The 26720-nt window shown below is 75.0% G+C and carries 17 protein-coding genes, 1 tRNA gene and 1 pseudogene; 9 read left to right on the forward strand and 10 right to left on the reverse strand.

Features of this window, described 5'->3' with window-relative positions; translation table 11 throughout:
• Position 1 precedes the first annotated feature (1 nt).
• Positions 2–85 (reverse strand) — tRNA-Leu (locus ACLQ2X_RS26875).
• Between the two features lie 200 nt (positions 86–285).
• Here ACLQ2X_RS26875 and ACLQ2X_RS26880 point away from each other — a divergent pair.
• Positions 286–489, forward strand: a pseudogene (locus tag ACLQ2X_RS26880) (tetratricopeptide repeat protein); the annotation flags it as partial.
• A 1259-nt stretch (positions 490–1748) separates the two neighbouring features.
• Here the strand turns inward: ACLQ2X_RS26880 and ACLQ2X_RS26885 are convergent.
• On the reverse strand, positions 1749–2294 hold the full coding sequence (locus ACLQ2X_RS26885) for a hypothetical protein (protein ID WP_425683895.1): 546 nt from the start codon (positions 2292–2294) through the stop codon (positions 1749–1751).
• A gap of 13 nt (positions 2295–2307) precedes the next feature.
• On the opposite strand from ACLQ2X_RS26885, the gene ACLQ2X_RS26890 reads away from it, so the two are divergent.
• The 5 genes from ACLQ2X_RS26890 to ACLQ2X_RS26910 all read left to right on the forward strand — a co-directional run bounded on the left by ACLQ2X_RS26890 (position 2308) and on the right by ACLQ2X_RS26910 (position 11006).
• Positions 2308–3687, forward strand: coding sequence for a hypothetical protein (locus tag ACLQ2X_RS26890; protein ID WP_425683893.1), 1380 nt, complete (start codon positions 2308–2310; stop codon positions 3685–3687).
• A gap of 155 nt (positions 3688–3842) precedes the next feature.
• On the forward strand, positions 3843–6455 hold the full coding sequence (locus ACLQ2X_RS26895; protein ID WP_425683894.1) for a fibronectin type III domain-containing protein: 2613 nt from the start codon (positions 3843–3845) through the stop codon (positions 6453–6455).
• A 23-nt stretch (positions 6456–6478) separates the two neighbouring features.
• Positions 6479–7474, forward strand: a complete 996-nt coding sequence (locus ACLQ2X_RS26900) for an AAA family ATPase (protein ID WP_425683870.1) — start codon at positions 6479–6481, stop codon at positions 7472–7474.
• A gap of 2 nt (positions 7475–7476) precedes the next feature.
• A complete protein-coding gene (locus ACLQ2X_RS26905; RefSeq protein ID WP_425683871.1) occupies positions 7477–8631 on the forward strand; it encodes a DUF58 domain-containing protein in 1155 nt (384 codons plus the stop codon).
• The gene (locus tag ACLQ2X_RS26910) at positions 8607–11006 is read left to right on the forward strand and encodes a transglutaminaseTgpA domain-containing protein (RefSeq protein WP_425683872.1); all 2400 of its coding nucleotides are present in this window, start codon (positions 8607–8609) and stop codon (positions 11004–11006) included. Before ACLQ2X_RS26905 ends, ACLQ2X_RS26910 begins: the two co-directional genes overlap by 25 nt.
• Positions 11007–11231: 225 nt before the next feature.
• Here the strand turns inward: ACLQ2X_RS26910 and ACLQ2X_RS26915 are convergent, their stop codons facing one another.
• Together ACLQ2X_RS26915 and ACLQ2X_RS26920 are read right to left on the reverse strand one after the other, a co-directional pair.
• A complete protein-coding gene (locus tag ACLQ2X_RS26915) occupies positions 11232–12032 on the reverse strand; it encodes an SDR family oxidoreductase (protein ID WP_425683873.1) in 801 nt (266 codons plus the stop codon).
• Between the two features lies 1 nt (position 12033).
• Positions 12034–13170 carry an LLM class F420-dependent oxidoreductase gene (locus ACLQ2X_RS26920; protein WP_425683874.1) on the reverse strand — a complete coding sequence of 379 codons (1137 nt, stop codon included), beginning with the start codon at positions 13168–13170 and terminating at the stop codon, positions 12034–12036.
• Between ACLQ2X_RS26920 and ACLQ2X_RS26925 the strand changes: the two genes are divergently transcribed.
• Positions 13126–13965, forward strand: coding sequence for a DUF1028 domain-containing protein (locus ACLQ2X_RS26925; protein WP_425683875.1), 840 nt, complete (start codon positions 13126–13128; stop codon positions 13963–13965). The two genes, ACLQ2X_RS26920 and ACLQ2X_RS26925, sit on opposite strands and share 45 nt — an antisense overlap.
• A 3-nt stretch (positions 13966–13968) precedes the next feature.
• On the opposite strand, the gene ACLQ2X_RS26930 is transcribed toward ACLQ2X_RS26925, so the two are convergent.
• Positions 13969–14640, reverse strand: a complete 672-nt coding sequence (locus ACLQ2X_RS26930) for a maleylpyruvate isomerase N-terminal domain-containing protein (RefSeq protein ID WP_425683876.1) — start codon at positions 14638–14640, stop codon at positions 13969–13971.
• A gap of 6 nt (positions 14641–14646) precedes the next feature.
• On the reverse strand, positions 14647–15528 hold the full coding sequence (locus tag ACLQ2X_RS26935; RefSeq protein WP_425683877.1) for a phosphatase PAP2 family protein: 882 nt from the start codon (positions 15526–15528) through the stop codon (positions 14647–14649).
• Between the two features lie 90 nt (positions 15529–15618).
• On the opposite strand from ACLQ2X_RS26935, the gene ACLQ2X_RS26940 reads away from it, so the two are divergent.
• Complete coding sequence (locus tag ACLQ2X_RS26940; protein ID WP_425683878.1) at positions 15619–16302, forward strand: DUF3159 domain-containing protein; 684 nt, start codon at positions 15619–15621, stop codon at positions 16300–16302.
• Between the two features lie 288 nt (positions 16303–16590).
• Here ACLQ2X_RS26940 and ACLQ2X_RS26945 read toward each other — a convergent pair whose 3' ends face one another.
• Entirely contained in the window at positions 16591–19497 is a 2907-nt protein-coding gene (locus ACLQ2X_RS26945) for a glycoside hydrolase family 48 protein (protein ID WP_425683879.1), read from the reverse strand.
• 830 nt (positions 19498–20327) lie between these two features.
• On the opposite strand from ACLQ2X_RS26945, the gene ACLQ2X_RS26950 reads away from it, so the two are divergent.
• Positions 20328–21821, forward strand: a complete 1494-nt coding sequence (locus ACLQ2X_RS26950; protein WP_425683880.1) for a GH1 family beta-glucosidase — start codon at positions 20328–20330, stop codon at positions 21819–21821.
• Between the two features lie 61 nt (positions 21822–21882).
• On the opposite strand, the gene ACLQ2X_RS26955 is transcribed toward ACLQ2X_RS26950, so the two are convergent.
• The 3 genes from ACLQ2X_RS26955 to ACLQ2X_RS26965 all read right to left on the reverse strand — a co-directional run bounded on the left by ACLQ2X_RS26955 (position 21883) and on the right by ACLQ2X_RS26965 (position 26334).
• The gene (locus tag ACLQ2X_RS26955) at positions 21883–22305 is read right to left on the reverse strand and encodes a roadblock/LC7 domain-containing protein (protein WP_425683881.1); all 423 of its coding nucleotides are present in this window, start codon (positions 22303–22305) and stop codon (positions 21883–21885) included.
• Positions 22302–24845, reverse strand: a complete 2544-nt coding sequence (locus ACLQ2X_RS26960) for a sensor histidine kinase (RefSeq protein ID WP_425683882.1) — start codon at positions 24843–24845, stop codon at positions 22302–22304. Before ACLQ2X_RS26960 ends, ACLQ2X_RS26955 begins: the two co-directional genes overlap by 4 nt.
• A 121-nt stretch (positions 24846–24966) precedes the next feature.
• On the reverse strand, positions 24967–26334 hold the full coding sequence (locus ACLQ2X_RS26965) for an FGGY family carbohydrate kinase (RefSeq protein ID WP_425683883.1): 1368 nt from the start codon (positions 26332–26334) through the stop codon (positions 24967–24969).
• Between the last annotated feature and the right edge of the window lie 386 nt (positions 26335–26720).

A 26720-nucleotide genomic window follows, 5' to 3' on the forward strand; every position in this document is an offset into this window, starting at 1 on the left:
GTGTCCGAGGGGGGACTTGAACCCCCACGCCCTATACGGGCACTAGCACCTCAAGCTAGCGCGTCTGCCATTCCGCCACCCGGACCTGCATGTTCCAGCCTACCCGGTCGGCCCCGGTGATCTTCTCACCGGATCAGCCGGCCCGGCGGGCCGCACGGGGCATTACTGTACACGGCCCGGAACGATCATGCACATCAGCTCCGGGCGAGCCTGTTTGCGCAGCTCAGCAAGCCCAACCGCAAGGCGGGTAGCGCCGAGCGGACCATTCCGGGCAGCATTGCTCCCGTGTCCCACCCCTCGCCGCTGACCGCCGCCCAGAACCAGGCCCTCACGCTGCGCGCCGCAGGCGACCTGATCAACGCCCGACGCCTGCTCGCCGACGCGGTAGCCGCGGCCCGACCTGCCTATGGTGAGGACCACCAGGAGGTTCTCGCCACCGCTCACCTGCTGGCCCGGCTGCACCGGGAGGCGGGTGACCCGGCGGCCGCCCGGCGCGTACTGGAGGAGGCCTTCGCGGCCGGTGAGCGCCGCCGCGGCCACGGCGACCCGCTGATGCTGGCGCTGAGTTTCGACCTCGCCGGCGTGGCGGAGGAGTTGGGCAACCGGCACGAGGCCCGCCGCAACTACACCCGCGTGGCCAACGCCGGGCCCGCCGTGCTGGGTCCGGACCACCCCGCGGTACGCGCAGCGCGCCAGTATCTCGGCGGCTCCGCCGCCGCTCCGCCCGGCTACGGTCCGCCTCCCGCCGGCATGCCCCCCGGTCCGACGCCCCCGGGGCCGGCCGGCCCGGCGCGGCCGGTGCCGCCTCCGTACCCTGCTCAGCAGGTTCCACCGCGTCCCGGCCCTGCCGGAGCGCCAGCCGCACGGCCGGTGCCCGGGGCTCAGTGGGCGCCGCAGCGGGGCCCGGCATACCCTGCGCCCGGCCCGGCCCCACAGGCGGCACCGCCCCGGCATCCCGCGCCGGGTCGGCACGCGGCCCCGCCGCCGCAATCCGCTCCGCCGACAGCACCGGCACCGGCGTATCCCACTCTGCCACCTCGTTCGACACCGCCCGCTCCGCCGCGGGCCGCACCCGCACCCGCACCCGCACCGCCTACCCGACCGGTGCCTCCTGTTTCGACGCCGCCGGACCCCACGGGCGGCGCGAACGTACCGGCGAGTTCCTGGGCACCCCCGTCGACGCCATCCTCGGAAGCGACGACCCAGTTCGTGGCACCGTCGGAGGCCGCTACGAGCCGGTTCCCGGTGACGCCCGAGGAGCCCACCGCCCACCGCGCGGCACCGGCCGCCGATCCGGGCCAGCCCCGACCTCCCGGGGTGGCGTCGCCGGCGACGGTCGTTCCACTCGTCCCCGGCGTCCGACCGGTACCGTCCGCCCAGGGTGTCACCCCCGTGGAGCCCGGCGGCCCACGCGGCCGGCACCGGTCCGATGCCGCCACCCCGCCGGCAGCGACCGCTCCGGGTATGACGTCCGCGTCGCCGCCCCCGGCCGTCCCGTCCGCTCACCCGCGGCCGGCACAGGCACCGGTCGCACGGCCGGCACCACCCCCGCACACCGCGGCACCCGGCCGTCCCGCGCCACCCGGACAGCCTGCTCCGGCCACCCACACCGCACCGCCTCCGCACGCTCCGCAGTCAGCGCCGCCGACACCGCCGGCGCAGGCCATGTCGCCCGGCAACTCGGCGCCGTCGGCCCATACCGGGCAGTCCTCGCGTCCGGCACCCGCTGCCCACGCCGGTCGGCCCGGTCACCCGGCGACACCTGCCCACGCCACGCCGCCTGCCAACCCGACGCCACCCGTGACCGGACCGGCGGCCACTGCCGGCCCGGCCGCCATCGCGCCGGTGTCCGCGCCCTCGGCCTCAGTGCCGCCGGCCTCCGCACCGCCGACCTCCGCACCGCCGACGGCGCCCCGCGCCGCGGTACCGCTGCCGCCGGCGCCGGTGATCCCGCCGCCGCCCGCCCCACAGCCGAGCGCGGCCACGCGTGCGGCAGCGGCCGTGTCACCGCCGTCGCACCTGGAGCCGCGGCCGGCACCGACTGCTTCGAGCAGCGGGCCGTCAACGCCGCACGCCGCCGCGTCGGCGGCGCCCCTCCTGCCTCCCCCGCCGGTCGTTCCGCCTCCTCCGCCGATTCCGGCCGCACCGCCGACGTCGGCCCCGCCGGCGGTCTCCGGCCCGCCGTCGACTGCCAACTCCGCGGCGGCACCGGCGTGGACCCCACCCGCCGACCCCGCGACGCCGAGGTCGGACGCCACCCGGCCGGAAACGCCCGCCTCCGCGCCGGTCGCCACCGAGCAGCCGGCGGTGGCACCTGACCGTCTGCGGGGAGCACCGCCGCGGACAACGGACCGGCCGGCCGGAACGGGCGCGCATGGGCCCGAGGCCGGCACCGCGGCACCCGTTCCCGGTGAGCCGCGGTGGGACAAACCGACGATCCAGGTACAGCAGATCGCCCCGCTGCTGCGCGAGGAGATGGAACGCGCCGCCGCCGCACAGCAGGAGGCCCGGCCCACGGGCACGACCGGCGAAGCCGGACGTGCCGACGGCTCGCCCCGCACGTCACCCGAGGGCGCGCCCTCGGTCAGCGCACCGCCCGCCGGCGGACCCCCGGTCAGCGGCCCTCCGATGTACGCACCCCCGGCGAGCGCACCACCGTCCACCGCCGGTCCGGTGAGCGCCCCGCCGGTCAGCGCGCCACCCGGACGCCCGACGAGCGCACCACCCGCGTACCCGACGAGCGCGCCACCCGCGTACCCGACGAGCGCACCGCCGGGACACCCGACAAGCGGGCCCCCGGGATATCCGGTCAGCGCGCCACCCGGACACCCGGCCGGCGCACCGCCCGCGTACCCGACAAGTGCCGCACCGGCGGGCGGCTACCCGCCGCCGGTCAGCGCACCGCCCGCCGCGCCGGTCAGCGCCACCCCGGTCAGCGGCGCATCCGTGCCGCCGTGGGGCATGGTGGCGCCGCCGTGGAGCAGCATGGCGCCGTCGCAGCCGGTCGACCGTCCCGGCGAGCCCGAACCGACTCCGGCGGAGCCCGACGCGGTCGACGCGGACGGGGAGCCCGCGGAGGAGGCACCGGACGGGAAGCGGCCGCTGCCGGTCTACGACGGGCTGCTGGAGTTTCCCGAACTGGCGAAACCGAAGTCGACATCGCCCGAGCCGGGGCCGGGTGCCTGGCCGGTCGCGCCGCCGGCGTTCCACCAGCCGACCGCGTACCCGGAGGCGGAGGCGGAGGAGCCGGAGCGTACCGGCCGCAACCGCACGGTGCTGGTCCTCGTCGTGGCGGGCGTGCTGCTCGTGGCGGCCGTGGTGGGCGGCGCGGTGTGGCTGGGCCGGAGTGCGGCGGCCCCGCCCGGCCCCACGCCGAGCCCGTCCGCGTCGAAGGTGGCCGGGCCGCCCCCGGGTGACCTGCGGTTACGGGACGAGACCACCACCGTCACGGTGACCTGGACCGACCCCACGAACGGTGGGGTGCCGTTCATGGTGGCCGGTGGCCGGGCCGGGCAGAAGCTCGGCGTGATGGCCACTGTGGACGCCGGCCAGACGCGGTACACGGTGAACGGGTTGAGCGCCAAGCTGGACTACTGCTTCACGGTGCTGGCGGTCTACTCCACCGAGACGTACGCCACCTCGGGTCAGGTGTGCACGGACCGGGAGGGTGGCCCCACGGCGAACTGACCGGCTCCCGGGCGCACGCTCGGTGTCCACAGTGAGACGGTGTGGGTTCCACAGGCCTCTGCCTGCGCCTATGATGGCTCCCGGCTCTGGGGGAGGGCGACCGTGTGCGGCGCCCCTGTCCCACCGAGGCGGGGAGGCAGCCGGAAGTGACCACCATGGGGGACGTCGCCAGCAGCGGGCCGGGAGCGGCCCGTCCCCGATCGCGGATGCGGGGCGGCCTGGTGACCATCGGCACCGTGGCCGCGCTGCTGGCCGCGATGGGGTTGACCGTGCTCGGGCTGGGTGCCGCCGACAACGCGGTCGCCAGTTTCGACGCCTCCTCCTGGTTGTGGAGCACCAGCCGCAGCGAGCTGGCCCGGGTCAACGGGGTCACCGCCCGGGTGGACACCCGGCTGGAGGTGCCGGGCGGACGACGACACCAGATGCAGGTGGTGCAGACCGACCGGTTGCTGATCCTGCGTGACCTCAACACCGGGCAGGTCAGCTCGCTGGACCTGGCCACGTTGCGGATCACCGCCACCACGCCGACCGCGCCGGGGTTCGGGGTCAGTGTGGCGTTGCACGAGGACGCGGCGTTCGTGGTGGACGCGGTGCAGGGCATCGTCCGGCAGCTCGACCCGCGGGCGTTGACCCCGGTCGGTGAGCCGGTCCGCTACCCGCCGGGCATCGCCGGTGGCGAGTTCGACGGCGCCGGCAAACTGTGGGTCGCGGTGCCGAGCGAGGGCACCGTCTCGGCGATCACCGCCGCCGACCTGCCGGACACGCCGGGTGACGCGCCGTCTGCCGGGCTCAGTCCGAAGCGGGTCGAGACGTACGACGTGGCGGAGCCGGCACACGAGCTGGTGGTGTCCACTCTCGACGAGGGGGTGGCGGTGCTGGACCGCACGTCCGCGTCGCTGGTGACGGTTGTCGGTGGCCGGACCGAACGGGCCCAGCTGACCATGACCGCGCCGGGCTCCCTGCCGGCGCGGACCACCGGGCCGCAGGTGCCGGTCACCGTCGCGGGCGAGCGGTCGGTGCACGTGGTACGCGGCGACGCCGAGGTGCGGCGGTTCACGGTGCCCGGCGCGGGCGCGCGCCTGAGCCCGGCGGTGGCCTGGGCGGGCCGCTTCTACTGCGCCGACGAGAGCACCGGGGCGGTCTACTCGTTCGACGCCGACGGGAAGTTGGTGCAGACCGTCAAGGGTTCCGGCCGGCCCGGGCCGGTGGAGCTGGAGGTCCGGGAGAACCACCTGTTCATCAACCCGCCGGACTCGTCCACCGCGCAGGTGGTCGACGACCGCAACCGGGTCCGTGAGGTCGACAAGTACGCCAACGACGTGCTCGGCGGCGACCCACCGCCGGTCGCTCCGCCCCCGCCGCCGAAGAAGCCGAAGGTGAGCAGGCCGGGGGCGCCGAAGTCGGTCACCGCCGCCGCCGGCAACGCCTCGGCGCGGGTGAGCTGGCAGGCCGCCGCGTCCAACGGGGCCGAGATCACCAGGTACGTGGTGACGGGCGGCGATCAGACCCACCAGGTCGGGGCGAACCAGCGTTCGCTGGAGATCACCGGGCTGACCAACGGTGAGTCGTACACGTTCTCGGTGCACGCGGTGAACGCCAAGGGTGACGGGCCGGCGCGCCGCAGCAACCCGGTGGTGCCGACCGCCGAGGTGCCGGACCCGCCGGCCTCGGTGACCGCCGAGGCGCGGCCGGACGGCACGGTGCGGGTGAGCTGGCCGGAGGCGAACGGGCAGGGCAACAAGGTGGCGCGGTACGCGGTGACCGCGACGTCGGCGGGCGCGAGCGCTCCGGCCGGCGAGTCGCCGAAGACGGATCTGGTGGTGCCGGCCGGGCAACTGGAGTACGGCACCCAGTACGCGTTCACCGTGACCGCGGTCAGTGACACCGGCGCCGGGTCGAAGGCGTCGCCGGTGAGCAACACGGTGGTGCCGTTCACCGTGCCGAAGGCGCCGACCGAGTTGCGGGCGTCCACGGTGGCCGACAAGCCGGGCACCGTGGCGGTGCAGTGGTCCCCGGCGGTGGACAACGGCCGCCCGGTCACCAGGTACGTGGTGGAGGCCGCCGGGAAGTCCGTCGAGGTGACCGATGTGCGGGCCACCGTTGGTGGGTTGGGCAACGGCCAGAACGTGACCGTGAAGGTGAAGGCGGTGAACGAGGCGGGCGCCGGGCCGGAGGCCAGCACCACCGCGCGTACGGTGGCCGCGCCCCGGATCACGGTGACCGGCTCATCGGCCGACGCCACCTCGGTGACCGTGAAGTTCACCGTGGACGCCGGTGGCGGGCGGACCACCTGCACCGCGTCGACAGGCGGGAAGTCGGCCAGCGGGAGCTGTACCAGCCTGCGGGTGACCGGCCTGACGCCGGGTACCGCGTACACCGTGGCGCTGACCGCGTCGAACGCCGCCGGTCAGGGCACGGCCCGCCGTGCGCAGACCACCAGCCCGCTGTACGGGGTCGCGACCTGTAAGAACGGACCGGACGGCGAGCAGCGGACGTACTGCGACAAGGACGTCGACGGCCGCAACGGCAACGAGATCTTCAAGGTCCCGCAGCAGGACAACGACCGCCAGGCCGGCTGGGTGCCGGACGGTCGCCGGCTGCGCACGTACTGCCGGGTCAAGGGCGAGAACGTGGACGCCTGGATCTACAACGACAACAAGCAGAGCACGTGGTGGATCCAGGTGGACTACAAGGGCAGGACCTACATCCCGTGGGCCTGGCTGAACCTCGAGGGCGGGGACGACCTGAGCGTCCTGCCCGCCTGCTGACCGCACCACCGAGAGGCACACCCGTGAACACGCACGAACCGCTGAGCCACCCGGAGGTGCAGGGTTTCGCCGCGCTGGCCGCCCGGCTGGCCGACAACGTCAACGCGGTCGTGCTGGGCAAACCGCAGGTGGTGCGGCTGGCCCTGACCGCGTTGTTCGCGCAGGGGCACGTGCTGTTGGAGGACGTGCCGGGGGTCGGCAAGACCACCCTGGCGCGGGCGATCGCGGCGACGGTGAAGGGGCAGTGGCGGCGGATCCAGTTCACCCCGGACCTGCTGCCCTCCGATGTGTCCGGGGTGACCATCTTCAACCAGGCCAGTCGGGGTTTCGAGTTCCACCCCGGGCCGGTGTTCGCCAACATCGTGATCGCCGACGAGATCAACCGGGCGTCGCCGAAGACGCAGTCGGCGTTGCTGGAGGTGATGGAGGAGCGGACGGTCACCGTGGACGGCGTACGCCACCCCGTGCCGCAGCCGTTCCTGGTGGTGGCCACGCAGAACCCGGTGGAGATGGACGGCACCTACCGGCTGCCGGAGGCGCAGCTCGACCGGTTCCTGGTGAAGCTGTCCGTCGGCTACCCGGACGAGGCGGTGGAGGTGGAGGTGCTGCGCGGCGCCACGGTCCGCTCCCCCGACTCGCTGCGCCCGGTCACCGACACCGCCACGGTCGGCGAGATGGTGAAGATGGCCCGGCGGGTGCACATCGCCGAGCCGCTGTACACGTACGCGGTGCGGCTGGCCGCGGCCACCCGCGCCCACCCGCAGGTGCGGGTGGGGGTGAGCCCGCGCGGGGTGATCGCGTTGACCCGGGCGGCGTGCGCGTACGCGCTCGTCGACGGCCGTGCCTGGATCATGCCGGAGGACCTGAAGGTGCTTGTCGAGCCGGTGTTCGCGCACCGGCTGCTGCTGACCCCGGACGCGCAGGTGCGCGGCGTCACGCCGGCCGAGGTGCTGCGCCAGGCGGTCGCGTCGGTGCCGGTGCCGTTGCCGTCGGGGCCGGCCGCCGCGGTGCACGGCTGAGCGTGGGGATCACCGCCCGTGGGGTCGGGCTGCTCGTCGCCGCCGTGGTGCTGCTCGGCGTGGGGTTCCGGTTCTCGTACCCGGAGTTGACGGTGCTCGGCGCCGCGGCCGGGGTGGCCGTCGGCTACGCCGTGGTGACCGCCGCCTGGCGGCCCCGGTTGACCGTCGGGCGGCGCGCCGACCCGGACCGGGTGGCCCGGGGTGAGCCGGCGGCGATGGAGCTGACCGTACGCAACACCGGCCGGCTGCGGGCGGCGAACCTGGTGGCCGAGGACCGCTGCGCGGGGGCGCTGGTGCCGGTGCCGCTGCTGCGGCTGCGTCCCGGGCGGGACACGGTGGTGCGGTACGAGGTGCCGACGCAGCGTCGGGGCGTGGTGCCGGTGGGCCCGCTGCGGGTGGTGCGTCGGGATCCGTTGGGGCTGGTGGCGTTGACCCGGGGTTACGGCGGCACGGTCCCGGTGTGGGTGCACCCGCGGATCCATCCGCTGTCCGCGGTGCCCACCGGCGCGGGGCGCAGCCTCGACGGGCGTGCCGACAGCGTGCCGCACGGGTCGATCACGTTCGACTCGCTGCGGGAGTACGTGGTCGGCGACGAGCTGCGTCGGGTGCACTGGCGGACCAGCGCCCGGGTGGGTGAGCTGATGGTCCGGGAGAACGTGGACACCAGCCTGCCAAGCATCGTGGTGGTGCTGGACAACCGGGCCCGCGCCCATCCGCACCGGGTGGGTGGGGTGGCGGACTCGTTCGAGGCGGCGTGTGAGGCGGCGGCGTCGGTGGTGGCCGCCGCGGTGCGGGAGGACCTGCCGGTGCAGCTGCTGCTGGTCGTACCCGCGCATGGGGAACCGGCGGGCGTCGCCGGGCCGCTTGACCGGCTGGCCGCGGTGGATCTGGTCGAGGGCGGGACGGAGGTGTTGCCGGCGGCGACCGGGCGGCTGCGCCGGGACCGGCTCGGCGACACCCTCGTCTTCCTCACCGGCCCCGGTGGCGGGGACGACCTGGGGCATGTTGGCGCGTTGCGCGGGGCGTACCCGTCGGTGGTGGTGGGGATGTTCGGCGGTGCGCGGCCGACGGCGGACGGCGCGGCGGGTCTGGTGGTGTTGGACGCGGCCGACGCCGCGGCGTTCGCCGCCGAGTGGGACGGGGTGCGCCGGTGGTGACGGTGGCACCGCCGCGCCGCCCGGCCGCCGGGCCGGCGCCGGGTGGGCGTCTGGTCGGGGTGCTGCGGGCCGCGCTGGTCCCGGCCGCGCTCGTCGTGCTGGTCGCGCTGGCCGGGGTGGTGCTGGGCCGGGTGTACGCGGACCCGCTGCTGACCCGGTTGGTGGCGGGCGCGGCGGCCGGTTCGGTGCTGGTCGGGGTGGCCGCGCGGCGGTTGCCGTCGTGGCTGGTGGCGCCGCTGTCGGTGGTGGCGCTGGCCGGGTGGACGCTGTTGTCGCTGCGGCTGGCCGCCGCGCACGCGGCGGTGCCGGGCGGGTTGGGCGAGGTGACCGTCGACGCGGCCCGCAACGCGATCCCGCGGCTGCTCACCGCGATGATCCCGGTCGAGCCGGCGCCGGACACCGTGCTGGTGCCGGTGGTCGCCGCCTGGTTGACCGGGTTGACCGCCGCCGAGGTGGCGCTGCGGGCGGGCCGGGTGCTGCTGGGCTGCCTGCCGCCGGCGCTGCTGTACGCGGGCGCGCTGTACGTGGTCGGGCCGAACGCGGAGCCGGCGGTCGGCCCGACGGTGCTGTTCGCGGCCGTCGCGGCGGTGGCGCTGGCCGCGCCGCGGCGTGGGTCCGGTCCGGCCGCCGCCGACCCGACCGACGGCTTGGCCCCGACGGTACGCGCGGCGGTGCGGCTGCGGCTGGTCGGCGCGAGCGCCGGCGGGCTGGCCGTGGTGGTGGCGTTGGCGACGCTGCTCGCCCCGGTGGTGGCCGGGCAGGTGGACGACCGGCCGGTCGACCCGCGCCGCTACGTGGAGCCGCCGCAGGTGGAGTCGCTGGACGAGAACCCGCTGGTCCGGATCTCCGGGTGGGCGTTGAACCCGGACCAGCGGCTGCTCGACGTGCGGACGGTGGACGCGCCGACCGGCGGTGGGCCGCCGCGGATCCGGCTGGCGGTGCTCAGCGACTACGACGGGGTGACCTGGCGGGTGGGTGGCACGTACCGCAACGCGGGGCGGACCCTGCCCGCCGCCGAGCCGACCCCGGGCGCGGTGACCGAGGCGGTACAGCAGGAGATCACCGTGGCGGAGCTGACCGGGCGACTGTTGCCGGCCGTACCCACGCCCCGGGAGGTGAGCGGCGCGCGGGTGGCCTACGACCCGGCCAGCGGGACGCTGATCCGGCCGGAAGGGCTCACGCCGGGACTGCGGTACGCGGTGTCCTCGGTGCGGGAGCGCCCGGACGAGAACCTGCTGTCCACGGCGAACGTGCCGGCCGGCGACGCGGTGGCACGGGTGCTGCGGGTGCCCGACGGGGCGCCGGAGCCGCTGCGCCGGCTGGCCACCCAGCTCGCCGAGGCCAACGGCGCCCCGTACGCGCGGGCCGACGCGATCGCCGCGTTCCTCGCCGAGCACTACCGGGTGACCGCTGACTCGCCGAGCGGGCACGCGTATCCGAACCTGACGTTCTTCCTGTTCGGGCCGCGTAACGGCGGCGGGCAGCGGGGCACCTCGGAGCAGTTCGCGGCGGCGTTCGCGGTGCTCGGTCGCCTCGCCGGGTTGCCCACCCGGGTGGTGGTGGGGTTCGAGCCCAAGGCGGACGGCCCGGTGCGGGCCGCCGACGCGTACGCCTGGCCGGAGGTGCTGTTCGAGGGGGTGGGTTGGGTGCCGTTCGACCCGATGCCCCGTCCGGACACCGAGCCCCGCCCGGTGGAGGAGGACTTCCGGCCGCAACCGGAGACGCCACCGCCGTCGGAGGTGCCGGCACCCACCGAGGAGCCGAGCGCCACTTCCCCGGTCGCCGCGCCCGCGCCGGGCCGGGACCGTGGTGGCGTGGGCACGCCGGTGCTGGTCGGCGGTGGTGTCGGTGGGCTGGTGTTGCTGGTCGGGGCGGCTCTGGTGGTGCTCGCCGCGATGCGCCGCCGGTTGACCCGGTCCCGCCTGGACGCCGGCGACCCCGCCGGACGCGTCGCCGGCGCGTGGCGGGAGCTGACCGACGCGTTGCGGCTGGCCGGGCGCCCGGTCGGGGCGGATCTGGCGGCGGCGGAGGTCGCGGAGCAGGCCCGCGGCGCGCTGGTCGAGGCCCGCGCGGCCCGATCGTCCCGGGCCGGCGGACCGGCGGACGGGTTCGGGGCATCGGCCGACGGGGCGGGGGCATCGGCACCGGCACCGGCACCGGCACCGGCACCGAGGATGGCCGAGTTGGCCGGGCTGGACGAGTTGGCCGACCTGGTCAACCGGGTGGCCTTCGCCCCGGGCAGCGTCGGCCCGGCCGGGGCCGACCGGGCGGCGGCGGTGACCGCCGACTATGTCCGGGCGCTGCGGGCCGCCCAGGCCCGGTGGGCGCGGCTGTGGTGGACGGTCCGTCCCGGGCCGCTGCGCTGGCGCCGCTGACCACCTGCCTACCCGCCCGTGGCTCTCCGACCGGTCCCACGACGGGGTCAAAGGCAGCAGTGTGGACGCTGTCGAGCTGATATCGCCAGCGACTCAGTGGCATCCCCAGCGCGATATCACCAACGACTCAGCTCTAAAGGCGCTCACCGAGGACCTTTCTTGCGTCCGCACGGCACGGCACGGCACGACACCGCACCACACGGCGCAGAGCGGCAGCCTCGGCCGTCAGGGGTTGGCGGCGCGCAGCTTGCGCACGAGCTTGCGCAGGCCCGCCTGCCAGCCGTCCGGGTCTTCGGCGCGGCGCCGAGCGTAGTCGGCCACCTCCGGGTGCGGCAGGATCAGGAACCGCTCCTCGGCGAGCCCGGCGACCACCGCGTCGGCGACCTGCTCGGGGGTGAGGATCGTCCCGGACGCGGCGATCACCCGGGCGCCCAGGTGCCCGTCGACGAGGCCGTCGGCGAGCATCGGGGTGTCCACACCCTGCGGGCACAGCGCGCTGACCCGGATCCCGGCGTCCCGGTAGGTGATGGCCAGCCACTCGGCGAGGCCGACCGCCGCGTGTTTGGTGGCGGTGTACGGGGCGTCGCCAACCGCAGTCAGCAGGCCGGCGGCCGAGCAGGTGAGCAGCAGGTGGCCCTGGCCCCGGGCCAGCATCCCGGGCAGCGCCGCGCGGGCGCTGTGCAGGTGGCCGAGCACGTTGACCCGCCAGGCCCGGTCCCAGTCGGCGTCCGGCGCCTCGATGCCACCGCCGACGGCCACACCGGCGTTGGCGCAGAACAGGTCGATGCGGCCGTGGCGGCGTTCGGTGTCGTCGACGAGCGCCCGTACCGCCGCCTCGTCGGTGACGTCGAGCCCGACGCCGGTGACCACCGGCCCGATCGCCTCGGCGGCCGCGCGGGCCGCGTCGGCGGCCAGGTCGGCCAGCACGACGGCGGCGGCGCCCTCGGCGGCGAACCGTCGGCCCAGGGCCGCACCGATGCCGCCGGCCCCGCCGGTGATCACCACCACCCGGTCGGTCAGGTTCATCTCAGGTTCCCTCCGTGTGGGCGAGCCGGGGCAGCAGGTCGAGCCAGGCGGCGGCGCCGCCCTCGGTGGTCTCGGGGGTGGGCAGCACCGCCAGCACGGGGACGTCGACGCCCTGCTCGGCGTAGCGGCGCGCGGCCGCCGCGCACCGCTCGGGCGAGCCGTGCAGCACCAGCGCGTCGACCACCTCGTCCGGCACGGCCGCGGCGGCGCCCCGCCGGTCCCCCGCCGCCCAGGCCGCCCACATCGGGCCGAGCGAGTCCTCCCGGCCGAGCCAGCGGTGGAACGCCGCGTACGCGGGAACGGTGAGATAGCCGGTGATCATCCGACGGCCCAGAGCCCGGGCGTACGCGACGTCCTCGGTGGGGCAGACGAAGATCCGGGCGGCGACCGTGAACCCCGGGCGGCGCTCCCCCACCTCGGCCAGCGCGGTCGGCACGTCGGTCGGGGCCAGCCAGTTGAGGATCACCCCGTCGGCCTCGGCGGCGGCGAGGCGCAGCATGCCGGGGCGCAGCGCGGCGAGCAGCACCGGCGGCGGCACGGCCGGCGGGCGTTCCAGGGTGAACCGCCGGACGGTGAACGTGTCGAACACCCCGTCGACGGTCTCCCCGCGCAGCGTGGCGCGCAGGAAACGCAGCACGTCCCGGGTCCGCTTGAACGGCTCGTCGAACGGCACCCCGTTCCAGTCCCGCACCACCACCGGCGACGAGGCGCCGACGCCCAACGTGAAGCGGCCCGGCGCGGCCTCGGCCAGCGCGGCGGCGCTCATCGCCAGCAGCCCCGGCCCGCGGGTGAACACGGGGGTGATCGCGGTGCCGAGGCGCAGGCCCGGCGACCAGGCGGCGGCCAACGCCAGCGGAGTGAACGCGTCCGCCCCGGCGACCTCCGAGGACCACACGTCGGTGAAGCCGGCCCGGTCGAGGGTCGCGTAGACCTCGGCGTGGTCGGCGAGCGTAATCCCGCCCAACGGCACGGTCATGCCCCATCGGTTCGTCACCCGTCGATGGTGCCCGCCCGACACCGTCGGGAGCAAGATCCCGAGGCGGATGTGTGCGGGAACCGGAGCCGGCGCCCGCGCCGGGGCTACGATCCGCGCGTGACCTTCTCGCTCGTCGCCCGCTCCGCCGACGGGCGTCTGCACGGGGTGGCCGTGGCCAGCCGGTTCCTGGCCGCCGGGGCGTTGGTGCCGGCCGCGCAGGCCCAGGTGGGCGCGGTCGCCACCCAGGCGCACGCCAACCTGGCCTACCGGGCGCAGGCGCTGGCGCTGCTGCGGACCGGGGTCACCGCGGCCGACACGGTGGCCGGGCTGGTCACCGCCGACCCCGGCCGGGAGGACCGGCAGCTCGCCGTGGTGGGGATGAGCGGGGACGGCGCCACCTGGACCGGGCCGCGCTGCCATCCCTGGGCCGGTGGTCAGGCCGGCGACGGCTGGGCGGCCCAGGGCAACATCCTCACCGGTCCGCAGGTGATCGACGCGCTGCGTGACGCCTGGCTGGCCGGCGGCGACCTGCCGTTCCCGCAGCGCCTGTTCGCCGCGCTCGTCGCCGGGGACCGGGCCGGCGGCGACCGGCGCGGCCGGCAGAGCGCCGCGCTGCTGGTGGTCAAGCGCCACGGCGGGTACGCCGGTACCGGTGACCAACTGGTGGACCTGCGGGTGGACGACCACCCGGACCCGGTCACCGAGCTGAGTCGCCTGCTCGACCTGCACACGATGATCTTCGGTCGGCCCGACCCGGCGACCCTGCGCGACCTGACCGGCGCGCTCGCCGCCGAGGTGGCCGACCTGCTCGCCGCCACCGGCCACCCGGTCGGCCCCACCGGGTTGGACGAGGCGCTGGCCGCCTGGTCCGGCCTGGAGAACCTGGAGGAACGTTTCGTGCCCGGGCGGATCGACCCGATCGTGCTGGCGCACCTGCGGCAGTGCGCGGCGAACTGACGGTCAGCCGCCGAAGGACAGCCGGCCGATGCCGGCCTGCGCCAGGTCGGCCCGCTCGGCGTCGGTGAGCGGCAACCGTCCGGTGGCCTTGCGCACCACGGTCAGCGCGTCCCAGCCCAGGTGCGGCGGCAGCGCGGTGCCGCCGGTGAGCACTTCGACCACCACGGTCGCGGCGGTCGGGGTCAGCCACGGTGGCCGGTCCAGCGCGTCGGCCAGGTCCAGGCCGTGCACCCCGACCTCCACCACCCGGGTACGCAGGAAGTCGGTCGACGTCATCGCGTCACCGTGCCGGGTACGCACCAGCCGCCCGGGCGGGGCGGCGGCCACCGCCTCGTCGGTGGCCCGCCAGGCCCGGCCGAACTCCCGGGCCACCTCGGGTGCCCCCGGCAACTCCCGGGCCGCCCGCCGCGCCGCGTCGACGCGTTCCCGGTCCAGGGGCGGGCTGAACTTGGCCGCGTCGAAGTAGCCGGCCGCGTCCACCTCGGCGCGGGCCGGCGCGGGCTCGGCGAGCATCCCGGCCAGGCGCCCGGCTCCGGTGCGTACGTGGGCGAGCAGGTCCCGCACCCGCCACGGCGGGCACGGGGTGGACCGCTCCAGCGCCGCGTCGTCGAGCCCGTGCAGCACCTGTTCCAGCCGCGCGCACTCGTCGCGGAACGCCGCCCGTACCGCCTGCATCGGCGTTCAGCCCTTCCAGCGGGGCACCAGCCGGTGCACCACGGCCAGCACCAGCGCGGCCACCACCGCGATCGTGCCGGCGATGCCGGCGGCGCTGCCGGCGTACCCGACGAAGAGCGGACGGCGGGTGAGTTCGTCGACGGCGAGCGAGGAACGGTCGACCAACCAGGACAGTGCCAGCACGCAGGCCAGCAACGCGACGGCGCCGGCGACGCCGAGCACGACGGCGGCCGGCCGGTGCGCGTCTTCCGGCTCCACCACGGCCTGTTCCCGCTGGAACAACAGCAGCACCAGCCCGGCGGTCGCGGCCCAGGCGCCGACGAGCAGGTACGCGGCGACCGCGTCACTGGGCCGGTGCCAGCCGGCGGAGAGCGTGGCGACACCGGCGGCGGCCGCGTAGGCGGCGCCGAGGAACGCCCCGGCCGGCCGCAGTTTGCGGGGCAGCACGAGGACCAGTGCGATGGCCACCGAGGCGGCCACCGCGGTGTGTCCACTGGGCAGGCTGTTGCCGGCCGCGGCCCGCTCCGGGTCGACGCCGAAGTCGGGGCGGGCCAGGTAGTGCTTGAGCAGTTGGGTGCTCACGTTCGCCCCGGCGATCAGCAGCGTCGCGGTGACTGCGAGCGCCTTGCGCCCCCGGATCAACGCGATGAAGCCGATCACGGCGGTGGCGACCAGCAGCGACACCACGGACATGGCGTTGAGCAGGGTGTCCACCGGACCGTCGATGCGGTCTTGCCCGATCTGGTTGCCGGTCAACGCGACCGTGTCCAGCCATTGGCCCAGTTCGGTGTGCACCGCGAAGCGCCACACCAGCGCGAATGCCGCTGTCTGGGCCAAGGCCAGTACGACCAACCAGACTGCCGTCCAACCCCTCGCCGTCTCCCGCACCCGGACAACTTAGCGGTCGGGCCGCTCCGGCGCGCGTCGGAGCGGCCCGACGCCGCGTACCGTGAGGCGGGCGCTTCGAGGAGGTGGCGGGTGAGCGGCACGTCGGATCCGCGGCGGTCCGGCCCGGAGTCGCTGGCCGACCTGCTCGGCGGGCGGCGGGGAGCGGTGGACGCCACGCTGCCCCCGCTCGCGTTCGGGCTCGGCTGGGTGCTCGGCGGGCTGTGGGGCGGGGTGTGCGCGGCCGTGCTGACCGGCGCGGCGGTGGCCGGCTGGCGGTGGCGGCGCGGGGACCGACCCCGGTCGGTGCTGGTCGGGCTGCTCGCGGTCTGCCTGGCCGCGCTGATCGCGGTACGCACCGGTCGGGCCGCCGACTTCTTTCTGGTGCAGATCGCCGCCAACGCGGCCAGCGCGCTGGCCTGGGCGGTCAGCATCGTGGTGCGCTGGCCGCTGCTCGGCGTGGTGGTCGGCACGGCGCTGGGGCAGCGGACCCGGTGGCGGCGCGATCCGGCGCTGCTGCGGGCGTACGGCCGGGGTAGTTGGGTGTGGGCCGCGACGTACGTGCTGCGGCTGGCGGTGTTCGTCCCGCTCTGGCTCGACGGGCAGGTCGTCGCGCTGACCGTGGCGCGGGCGGCGCTGACCTGGCCGCTGATCGCCGCGGCGCTGGCGGTGAGCTGGGTGGTGATCCGGCGGTCGCTGCCGGCCGGGCATCCGGGGCTGCGGCATCCGGTCCAGCCGGCCCGGTCACCGCGGGCGGAGCCGCCGCGGGCGGAATAATGGAGAGGCCGCCACGGGGGGAGCGGCCTCTCCGCCAAATACGTTACTCGGTCCATGGCACGGATGTGATCCCGCGGCCCGCTGAATCTCGCGTGCCTTTTCGCGCCATGGGTGCTCGCCGTGTGCGGTGGTGGGCCGGCCGATCCGCTGCGTCGGCCGGACGGCCGGCCCACCGGGCCTGACCGTGGGCGTCAGGCCCGTCCGCCGACCCGGCCGCTCCGTTCCCCCATCGGCCGGGTCGGACCCCGGTGTGTGCGGGTCTGTGCCCGCACCCACCGGGTGGTCACCTCACCCCTGGGGGAAGTAGGTGCCGTAGTCGGCGTACGCCATGGCGACGTCCGCCTGCGCCCAGAACCGGTGGTAGTTGAAGACCGGCTCCGCGCCGCCGTTCAGGTACGCCTGCACCTTCGGCCAGTCCGGGTCGTTCTTGTAGAACGAACGGATGTCCAGGAAGCTCTTGCCGGCGGCGATCGCGTCACCGTTGGGCATCTTCCCGGTCCAGCCCGGCGGGACGTAGAGACCCTGACCGTCGGCGGCGTTGTAGACGTCGTCGAAGCGCTTGTAGTCGCCGCGCTTCTCCGGCATCGACACGCCCTTGGAGTCGGCGGCGGCCGACAGCGCGTCCAGCAGGCCCTTGGCGGTGTTCTTCGCCGCGGTGTTGCCGGACTTGGCCGCGTACGCGATGAGGGTGCGCGCGTAGGCGGCGGCGACGCCGACGTCCTGGCCCTTGACCGTCACCTCGACGTGCAGGTCGGTGTTCGGCTGCGGGCTGCTCGGGTTCCAGTTGGTCGGCTGGCCGGTCCACTTCATGTCCGACGGGATCGACCAGTTGGTGCCGGTGGTGGTGTTGGCGATTGCCCACGGCACCCACTTGTCCAGCAGCGCCTTGGCCTTGGCGTTGCCGGTCTCCAGGTACAGCTCGGCGATGCGCTGCATCGACCAGGCCTGCATGCCGAACCACTGGTTCGACGGCGGGTCGTTGTAGACCGGGTCGACGTCGTAGTACATGCCGTAGAAGGTGGCGGTGCCGGCCGGCGGCTGGGCGTAGCTGCCGTCCCAGCTGTTGGTGGCGCCACCGGCGATGCCGCCCTCGGCGGACTGGAGCCAGGTGTAGAACTCCAACTGCCGGTCGAGGCTCTTCTGCCAGTCGGCGACCGCGGTCGGCGACTGGGGCTTCAGCTCCGCGACGTTCGTCATCGCCCAGGCCGCGAACGGGTTCTGGTAGCCGAAGTGGTTGTGGCTGGAACCGATCCGCCACGACCAGTTCTGCGAGGTGTCGTACGCGCCGCCCCAGGCGTAGTACCAGGACAGCAGGTAGTGCGCCGAGTCACGGCCGGTGCCGGCCGGGCAGGTGGACGCGCCGACGCAGTTGCCGATCTTCTTGAAGTACTTGTCGAACAGCGCGTAGCGCAGGTAGTCGCCCATCTTCGCGGCCTTGGCCACGGTGGCCGCCACGTCGGCCTGCTTGCCCTGCGCCTTGGCCCAGGTCAGCGCCCAGTACGCGGCCTGCACGGCGCGGGCGTCGGCGTCCGGGGCGTTCGTGTACTTCCACTGCTTGGCCGGGGCGCTGGACTCCTTGACGAACAGGTCGAGGTAGCCGCTCGTGCCGCCGTGCTTGAACGTGTCGCAGGACGGCTGCGGCACGGTCTCCCACACCGACTCCTGGGTGCCCCGCTGGAACGTGTTGATGTACGCCGGCCGGGTGGTGCCGTCGCCGCACCGCCCGAAGCCGTAGGTGTTGTCGACGTCGAGCAGCCAGTGCATGCCGTAGATGTCACCGGTGCCGTAGGTGGACTGCAGCTCCGAGCGCAGCGGGTCCTGGCCGACCGGGACGCTTGCCTCCAGCGTCGACGGGTACTGGCTGGGCAGGTTGTGCTCGGAGGCGTACTGCGCGGTGCCGGCGGCGCCGGCGGTGGGCTGGTCGGCGTGCGACGGGATGATGTACTTCTCCATCACCGTCCACGAGTTGTTGAACGGGGCCCAGTTCTGGGTGACCCGGCCGTACTGCGCCTCCAGCCAGAGCCAGAAGCTGAACGCCTCCGAGGTGGTCTCGTGCCCGTGGTCGGGCGCCTCCACGATGAGCGTCTCGATCGAGTGGTACGGCACGCCCTCGGCGCTGAAGTAGCCCGAGTTCTTGATCTTGCCGTACTGGTCGAGGAACTTCTTGATGTAGGCGTTGTCGCCGCCCGGGCTGTCGTTGTCCACCTCGGTGGCGACGACCGCGACCGGCGCGAAGCCGGTGGCCGACGCGGTGACCGTGGCGGTGCCGCTGACGGTGTCGGCGTCCTCGGCGGCGGAGACGGTGGCGGTGACGCCGGTGCTCCAGTTGCTCGGGGTGAGCGTCAGCGTGGTCGGCGAGGCCGTGACGTCGCTGTCCCCGGTGACGGCGAGGGTGACCGGCACGTTGGCGCTGGGCGCCGCGCTGAGCGTGTACCGGACGGTGGCGCTGCCGCCCTCCTCGACGCTGACCGCGGACGGGGTGGCGACCAGCTTCGGCCCGGTGGCCGCGCTGACCGTGAACGACTTCTCCGCCAGCGCGGTGCCACCGGCGTTGTCGTACGCCTTGGCCTGCACGGTGTAGCTGCCGGCCGGCAGGTCGAGCAGGTCGTAACCGTACGGGGCGGTGGTGTCGGTGTTGACCAGCAGGCCGTTGCGGTAGAACTCGACCTTGCTGATGGTGCCGTCGGTGTCGCTCGCGGTGGCGGTCAACGGAACGTCGGCGGGCGCCTCGAAGGGGCCGGCCGGCACGCCGAGGGACACCGTGGGCGGTTGGTTGGCGGTGGCGCCGTTGCAGGCCACCCCGTTGAGCGTGAACGCGGTGGGCTTCGGGTTGCTGCCACTGAAGGTGCCGTTGAAGCCGATGCTCGTCGACCCGCCGGTGGGCAGGCTGCCGTTCCACGCCTCGCTGCTCGCGGTCACCTCGCTGCCGGACTGGCTCCACCTGGCCGACCAGCCCTGGGTCACGCGTTGGCTGCTGTTCGGGAAGGTGAACTTCAACGACCAGTTGTTCAGCGCGTCGCCCAGGTTCTTGATGGTGACGTTGGCGGTGAACCCGTTGTTCCAGTCGTTTGTCGCGTAGCTCACGTCGCACGCGGGTGCGGCCTGTGCGGCGCCCGCGGGCAGGGCCACCCCGCCGATGGCGAGGGCGGTGGCGGCGAACATCGCCGTGCGGCGACGTCTGGCCTGAAGTCTCATGTGGGCGGTGTCTCCTCGGACCGGGCCGGGACCGTGGGTCCCGGCAGGGCGCCTCCACGCGTCGCCGTGGCGTACGCGGGGGGACGGAGGCGTCCGGAAAGGTGGTCGCCCCGGTCGTGCCGGGGATCGGGGCGCCGCACCGGTTGTCACCGGGTGCCCTCGGCGGCCCGCGCTGGCGTGGTGCTGGCTCCAGTGCGTGACGAGAGTGTGACATGGAAGCGCTCCCACCACAACGGCCAGCGCAGATACACACGTCCATGTTTCGATCTCGTTTAGGGTCTTTTCCAAACCCGTGACGAGCGTTACAGTCGCAACATCGCCGATGGGAGCGCTTCCATCGACGGAGATGCAAAGTACTGGATCGTCGGGTGCACCTGTGCCCGGCGCGTCGGCCAAGGCCGGCGGCGGACCAGCCCGGACGCCGCCACCGGCCATCACCCGCCAGAATGGAGGGAGGTGGAACCAGAGCCACTCGCGTGGCCCGGCTCCCGCGCGACGCGCACGACGGACGCCAATCCACTTCGTGCGTGTGTGCACCAACGGTGGGGACGGGGGTTGCCCTCCCCCGTCCCCACACTAAACCCCCGTTGTCGACGGCAAAAGAGGCCGACGGGACAGGCGTGACACGCCACCCGGACGGCCTTTCGCGCTATCCGCCCCACCCCTCGCCGCTCGCGCCGCCCCCGAGCGAGATCCGCCCACCCCTTATCCGGCCTCCCGCCGGCAGTGCCGCGTCCCCCATCGCGACCGCCGGACCGGAGCCGGCCGCCTCCGGCCTATGCTGGGAGCGCTCCCGGCCCAAGGCGGCCCGTCATTCCGAGGAGAACCCCATGTCGTTACTCACCCGACGGCGCCTGCTCCGCCGCGCCGCCCTCTCCGCGAGCGCGGCGAGCGCCGCCCGGACCGGGCTCGCCGGCGCGACCACGGCCGGGCTCGCCGCGTCCACCACCGCCGTCGGCGGCTGCGAGGACACACCCGCGCGCGACCCCGAGCCGGCGCCGGACCCCGGGCTGCGTTTCCCGGACGGCTTCGGCTGGGGCGCGGCGACCTCGGCGTACCAGATCGAGGGGGCCGCCAAGGAGGACGGCCGGGGTGAGTCCGTCTGGGACACCTTCAGCCGCACCCCCGGCCGCACCCGCAACGGCGACACCGGCGACGTCGCGGCCGACCACTACCACCGGTACGCCGAGGACCTCGACCTGATGCGCGAGCTGGGGCTGCGCAGCTACCGGTTCTCGATCTCCTGGCCGCGCATCCAGGCCGACGGCTCCGGCCGCCCCAACCAGCGCGGCCTGGACTTCTACCGCCGGCTGCTGGACGGGCTGCACGAACGCGACATCGCGCCGATGGCCACGCTCTTCCACTGGGACCTCCCCCAGGCGTTGCAGGACGACGGCGGCTGGGAGAACCGGGACACCGCCGAACGCTTCGCCGACTACGCCGACGCGGTGTTCCACGCCCTCGGCGACCGGGTGCCGGTGTGGCTGACCATCAACGAGCCGAAGACCGTGGTGCAGAACGGCTACCTGTCCGGCCACCACGCGCCCGGCCGTCAGGACGCCGCCGCGGCGTACCTGGTGGCCCACCACCTCCAGCTCGCCCACGGCCTGGCCGTGCGGGCGCTGCGCGCCTCCGGGGCGACCGGGCGGATCGGCCCGGCGCTCAACCTGCACCCCTGCTACCCCGCCGACGACACCGCCGGGGCCGCCGCCGCGGCCCGACTCCACGACGGCTACGAGAATCGCCTCTACCTCGACTCGATCTTCAAGGGGGCGTACCCGCAGGACGTGCTGGCCGACCTCGGGCCGGACAGCCGGATGGTCCGCGGCATCCGCGACGGTGACCTGGCGACCATCTCCAGCCCGGTGGACCTGCTCGCCGTGCAGTACTACACCCCGATCTACGTCACCGGTGCCGGCGGCACGGTCCGCAAGTGGCCCACCTCCGAGGCGGACTGGCAGCAGATCTACCCGCAGGGCCTGTACGACACCCTCACCCGGGTCACCCGCGACTACGGCCGGGTGCCGATCACCATCACCGAGAACGGCCTGCCCTGCCCGGACGTGCCCGGATCGGACGGCACCGTCGACGACGCCGGCCGGGTCATCTTCCTGCGCGACCACGTCGCCGCCGCCCACCGGGCCGTCCGCGACGGGGTGCCGCTGGAGAGCTACCACGTCTGGTCGCTGCTGGACAACTTCGAGTGGGCCGAAGGGTACGACCAGCGCTGGGGCCTGGTGTACGTGGACTACCAGTCCCAGCGGCGCGTGTTCAAGCGCAGCGCCCACTGGTACCGCGAGGTCATCCGCCGCAACGGGCTGTAGCCGGCCGGATCCGGTCGCAGGGCCGCCGTGCCGGGCCCGGCACGGCGGCACCCGACCCGTCTCAGCGCGGCAACGCCTGTTGCAACTCCGCCCGCAGCGCCGGGGTGAGCATCTCACCGGCCTGCTTGGCCAGCCGCGCCATCTCGTACCCGACCACGCCGATGTCCGCGTCCGCCCCGGCCAGGGTGGCCAGGATCGAACCGTCGCGGATCTGCATCACCAGGAAGTAGCCCCGGCCCATCTCCACCACGGTCTGCTTGACGATGTCACCGTCGAACATCTGGGCCGCGCCCGCGGTGATGCTCATCAGCCCGGAGGTCACCGCCGCCAACTTGTCCGCGTGGTCCCGCGGCAGGTGCGCCGAGATCGCCACCAGCAGCCCGTCGGAGGACACCACCACCGCGTGCGCCACTCCCGGCACCCGCTCGGCGAACCCGTGCACCAGCCAGCTCAGGTCCCGGGCCTCCTGGCTCAACGTCGTCACTGTCGTCGTCCCCCTTCGTCACGTGGCAGGTACAGCTCGGTGGTCTCCTCCGCCTCGGCCCGCCGCACCCCGTGGTACAGGCGGGACAGCATCCCGCCGACCGCCTCCGGGTCCGGCTCGTGCCGGACCGCCGGCCGGCCCGACGGGGACACCGAGGCGAGCTGGGCCATCGGCACGCGTACCGGCAGGCCCCGCTCGTTGGTTCCTCCGGTCACCGGCGTCGCGACCGGCGCGGGCGTCACACCGGGCGTCGACCTGGCCGGCCCGTGGCGGCTGAACCAGCCGCCACCCACGTCGGCAGCCGGGGCGGACACGCCCCCGGCCCGGGGCGGCCGGGGGCGCTGCGCGGCGGCCGGCGGCCCGGCGGGCGCCGGCGCGTCGGGCGTGACCGGCTCCGCCGCCGCACCCAGCGGGCGACCGGTCAACGGCGACACCGGCAACGCCGCGGCCGGGACCGGCTGCGCCGGGACCCGTCCGGTCACCGGCAACTCCGCCGTCGCCGCGCCGAGCGCCCGGGAGGCCGCGGCGGCCTGACCGGTCAGCATCCGGGCCGGCACGGGTGGCTCCAGTCCCGGCGCGGGCGGCTCGGCCAGCAGCTCGGTGGGGATCCGAACCCGGGCGGTCAGGCCCACCCGGCCGGCACGCAGCCCCACCCGCACGCCATGCCGGGCGCCCAGGTGGCTGACCACGAACAGGCCCATCCGCTCCGACGCCGACACGTCCGCCGTCGGCGGCTCGGCCAGCACGGCGTTCGCCTCGGCGACCGCGGTCGGGCTCATGCCGAGCCCCTCGTCGACGATCTCCACGAGCGCGCCGGACCCGGCCGCCTCGGCGACGACCCGCACCACGGTGTCCGGCCGGGAGAAGGCGGTGGCGTTCTCCAGCAGCTCCGCGAACAGGTGCACCAGGTCACCCACCGCGTGCCCGACGACGTACAGGTCCGTCCGGTTCTCGTGGCGCACCCGCTGGTACTGCTCGATCTCCGCGCTCGCGGCCAGCAGCACCGCGCCCAGACCCACCGGCCGGTTCCACCGCCGGGTCGACTCGGTGCCGGCGAGCACCAGCAGACTGTCGTCGTTACGGCGCATCCGGGCGGCGAGGTGGTCGAGTTTGAACAGGTTCTCCAGTTGCTCCGGGTCGCTCTCCTCGCGTTCGAGGTCGTCGAGCAACTCCAACTGCCGCTCGACGAGCACCTGGCTTCGCCGGGCCAGGTTGACGAACATGGCGTTGACGTTGCGCCGCATCAGGGCCTGCTCGACCGCCACGTCGACGGCGCTGCGGTGCACCGCGACGAACGCCTCCGCCAGCTCACCGATCTCGTCGTGCGCGTCCACCACCGCCGGCGGGACCTCGATCGCGCCCACCGGGCGGTCCACCGCGCGCAGCCGGTCCAGCGTGAGCGGCAGGTCCACCTGGGCGATCCGCATCGCCTGGCGCCGCAGCTGCCGGATGGAGCGGGCCAACGACCGGCCCACCAGCAGCGAGATCAGCACCGCCACCAGCAGCACCGCGGCGACCCCGCCGGCCACCAGCAGCGTGTCGCGCAACTGCCGGGTACTGGCGTCGTCGGCCCGGCGGACCGCGTCGTCGAGGACGTCACGCTCCAACTGGCGGAACAACTCCTGCCGCTGTTCGCTTGCCGCCCACCAGTCCGCGGCCGGCAGCACCTGCGGCACCGCGCCACCGCCGGGCAGCGTCCGCTCCTCCATCCGGGTGGCCGCGACGAACGCCGCATCGACCGCCGTCCGGTCGTAGCGGCGAATCTGGTCGTCGGTCGCCGCGACCCGGAACGTGCCCAACGCGGTGAGCTGCTGGGCACGCAGGTCGCTCAGCGTCACCTGGTCGTCCCCGTCGTACCGGCCGGAGCGGCCCGCAGCGTACAGCTCGGCGCGGATGCGCGAGGACAGCTCCTTGACCCGGGACAGCTGCACGTACCGCAGTACCGCCTCGGTGAGATCCTGCCGGCCGTCACCGGGCGACGGCTCGGCCAGCAGGTCGAGCAGGGCCGCCACCGACCGGTGGTAGTTGCCGAGCACGGTCTCGTTGGACAGCACGGCGGTCGGCACCGCGGCCCGGATGTTGACCACCTGGTCGTAGGCCTCCCACGCCTCCGAGTAGGACACCCGCCAGGCGGCGTCGGCGTCGGCCAACGGCCCGGCCGCCGTACGCAGCTCCGCCATGGCCCGGTCGGTGGCCTCCCGCAGCGGGGCCAGCGCGGCGACCGCGGCGTCCCGGTCCACCCCGGCGCGGCGCAACGCCGCCAGCTCACCGGCGGTGCGGTCCCGCTCGTGCTGGAGCCGGTCCACCGCGCCGACGATCTGCCGACCGATGCCGACCTGTTCGGCGAAGTCACTCAGCGTGTTCGTCCGTCCGACCAGACCTCGGGTCTGGAGCCCGGCCAGGACCAGGAAGGCCAGGGTGGGGATCACCAGCACCGTGGCGAGCTTCGTGCCGATCCGCCAGTCCCTCAGCCGGAACCCCGAACGCCGTCGATGCGGCTGCGGCGCCGCGTCGCGGGCCGGATCGGGACCTGCGCCCACACTCGCCTCCTCGTCCCACTCCACCACGGCGGGGAGCGGAGTCCATCCAACCAGGCCGGCGATCGGTGTCAACGGCCGCCCGGACGGCATGACCAGGACGGTCAGCGGGCAGGACGGGCGGTCACGCGTGCGGGGTGCCCTCGTCGGTACGGCCGATGCCACCGATCCGGGCCGCCTCCGCGACCCGGCCCAGCGCCACCAGCGCGGCGCCGGTGGCGCCGATCTCCGGGTTGGTCTGCCAGCGCACGCTCCGTGGCGCCAACGCGTCGACGAAGGCCGCGCGCCACCACGGCGACGCGGTCAGCGCCCCGCCCCCGAGGATCACCTCCGTCGGATCGGCGCCGCCGGCCTCCAACCGGCCCAGGTCGTCGGCGACGAGGCGGCACAGCGCGCGCATCAGGCCGGCGAGGACGTCGACCGCGGTGGTGCCGAAGCTCAGTCCGTGCAGCTCACCCGCGCCGGCCGGAGCCGTCCCCGGTGGCCGGTCACCGCCGAGGCGCGGGTTGGCCGGCACCGGGGTGGCCCGGCGCAGCGCCGCCTCCAGCGCCGCGCCCTCCGGCAGCCGCAGCTCCCGGTTGGCCCAGGCGAACAGATTCCCGCCACTGGAGTACGCCGCCCCGGTCACCACGTGCCGGTGGTCGACCCGGTAGCGCCAGAGCTGGTCGGGCAACGGCGGCGGTTCCGCACCGGCCGGCGCGGCCTGGATCACGCGTACCGCGGCGGAGGTGCCCACGGTCACCGCGGCCCGGGTCGGGTCGACGCAACCGGAACCGACGTTCGACGCCGCGCCGTCGCCGACCGGTGGCGCCCAGCCGGCCTCGGCCAGCTGCGGCCAGCGCCGGGCGTACCGGGGGGCGAGCCGACCACGCCAGCCGTCGGGGGCCAGCGCCGGCAGGTGCTGGTGGCCTACGCCGGCCATCGCGCACGCCTCCTCGTCCCAGTCCATCCGGCCCAGGTTCAGCAGTCCGGTGCCGGATGCCAGGGACAGGGACATCGGTGCGTCGTTGAGCAGCTCGCCGAGCACGTACTCGGCCAGGCCCACGACCCGGTCGGTGGACACGCCCCGCTCCCGCAGCCAGGGCAGCCGCACCGACCAGTAGCAGCGGTGCCACCAGGCGCCGGTGCGCCTGTGGAAGTCCGCCGGATCGGCCGGGCCGGTGGCCCCGGCGGGCGGCTCTGGGCGGGTGTCCAACCAGGTCAACACCGGCCCGGCCGGACTGCCGTCGGCGCCCAGCGGCAGCACCGAGTGCCACTGGGCGGACGTCGCCACCAGGCCCACCCCGCGCAGGCGCCCGTCCGCGGCCAACTCGTCCAGGCACTCCACGAGGCACGCCAGGTAGCCGGGGCCGTCGAGCGTCCCGGTGCCGTCGTCCCCGGTGGCCAGGCGCACGCGGCGGCGGGCCAGCGCGCCCGGGCGCGGCACCGCGTCCGCGTCCAGCACCAGGGCCCGCACCGAGGAGGTGCCCAGATCCAGCGCGAGAATGTCCATCGCCGGTCAACCTACCCGGCCCCACGGACGGCCACGCCAAGATCCCTAGCCGCCGCCGTGGGACCGGGTTCCGCGCCACCGGCCGATCGCGTACTGTGACCGGCATGCTCGCGCCCCTGTCCTGCTGGTGGCCCGCCGACCCGGCGGCCCACCCCCGCGCGTAGCTTTCCCACGCGGCCGCCCGACAAGGCGGCCGCCGGTCCTCCCCGGCATCCCGGGTCGCCGTCGCGGCGGTCACCGGCCCACCGAGGAGACCCGATGACCCACCCGTCCGACCCGCTCGCCGCCGTCGCGGGCGGCCGCGCCCCCGCGCCGGGGGGGCGCGGGGGCCGGGGCGGGGCCGCCCCCCGGGACGTGGTGCCCGGGGGCGGAGCGCCCGCGGCCCG

It is taken from the genome of Micromonospora sp. DT31, from assembly GCF_049841795.1.
GTDB lineage: Bacteria > Actinomycetota > Actinomycetes > Mycobacteriales > Micromonosporaceae > Micromonospora.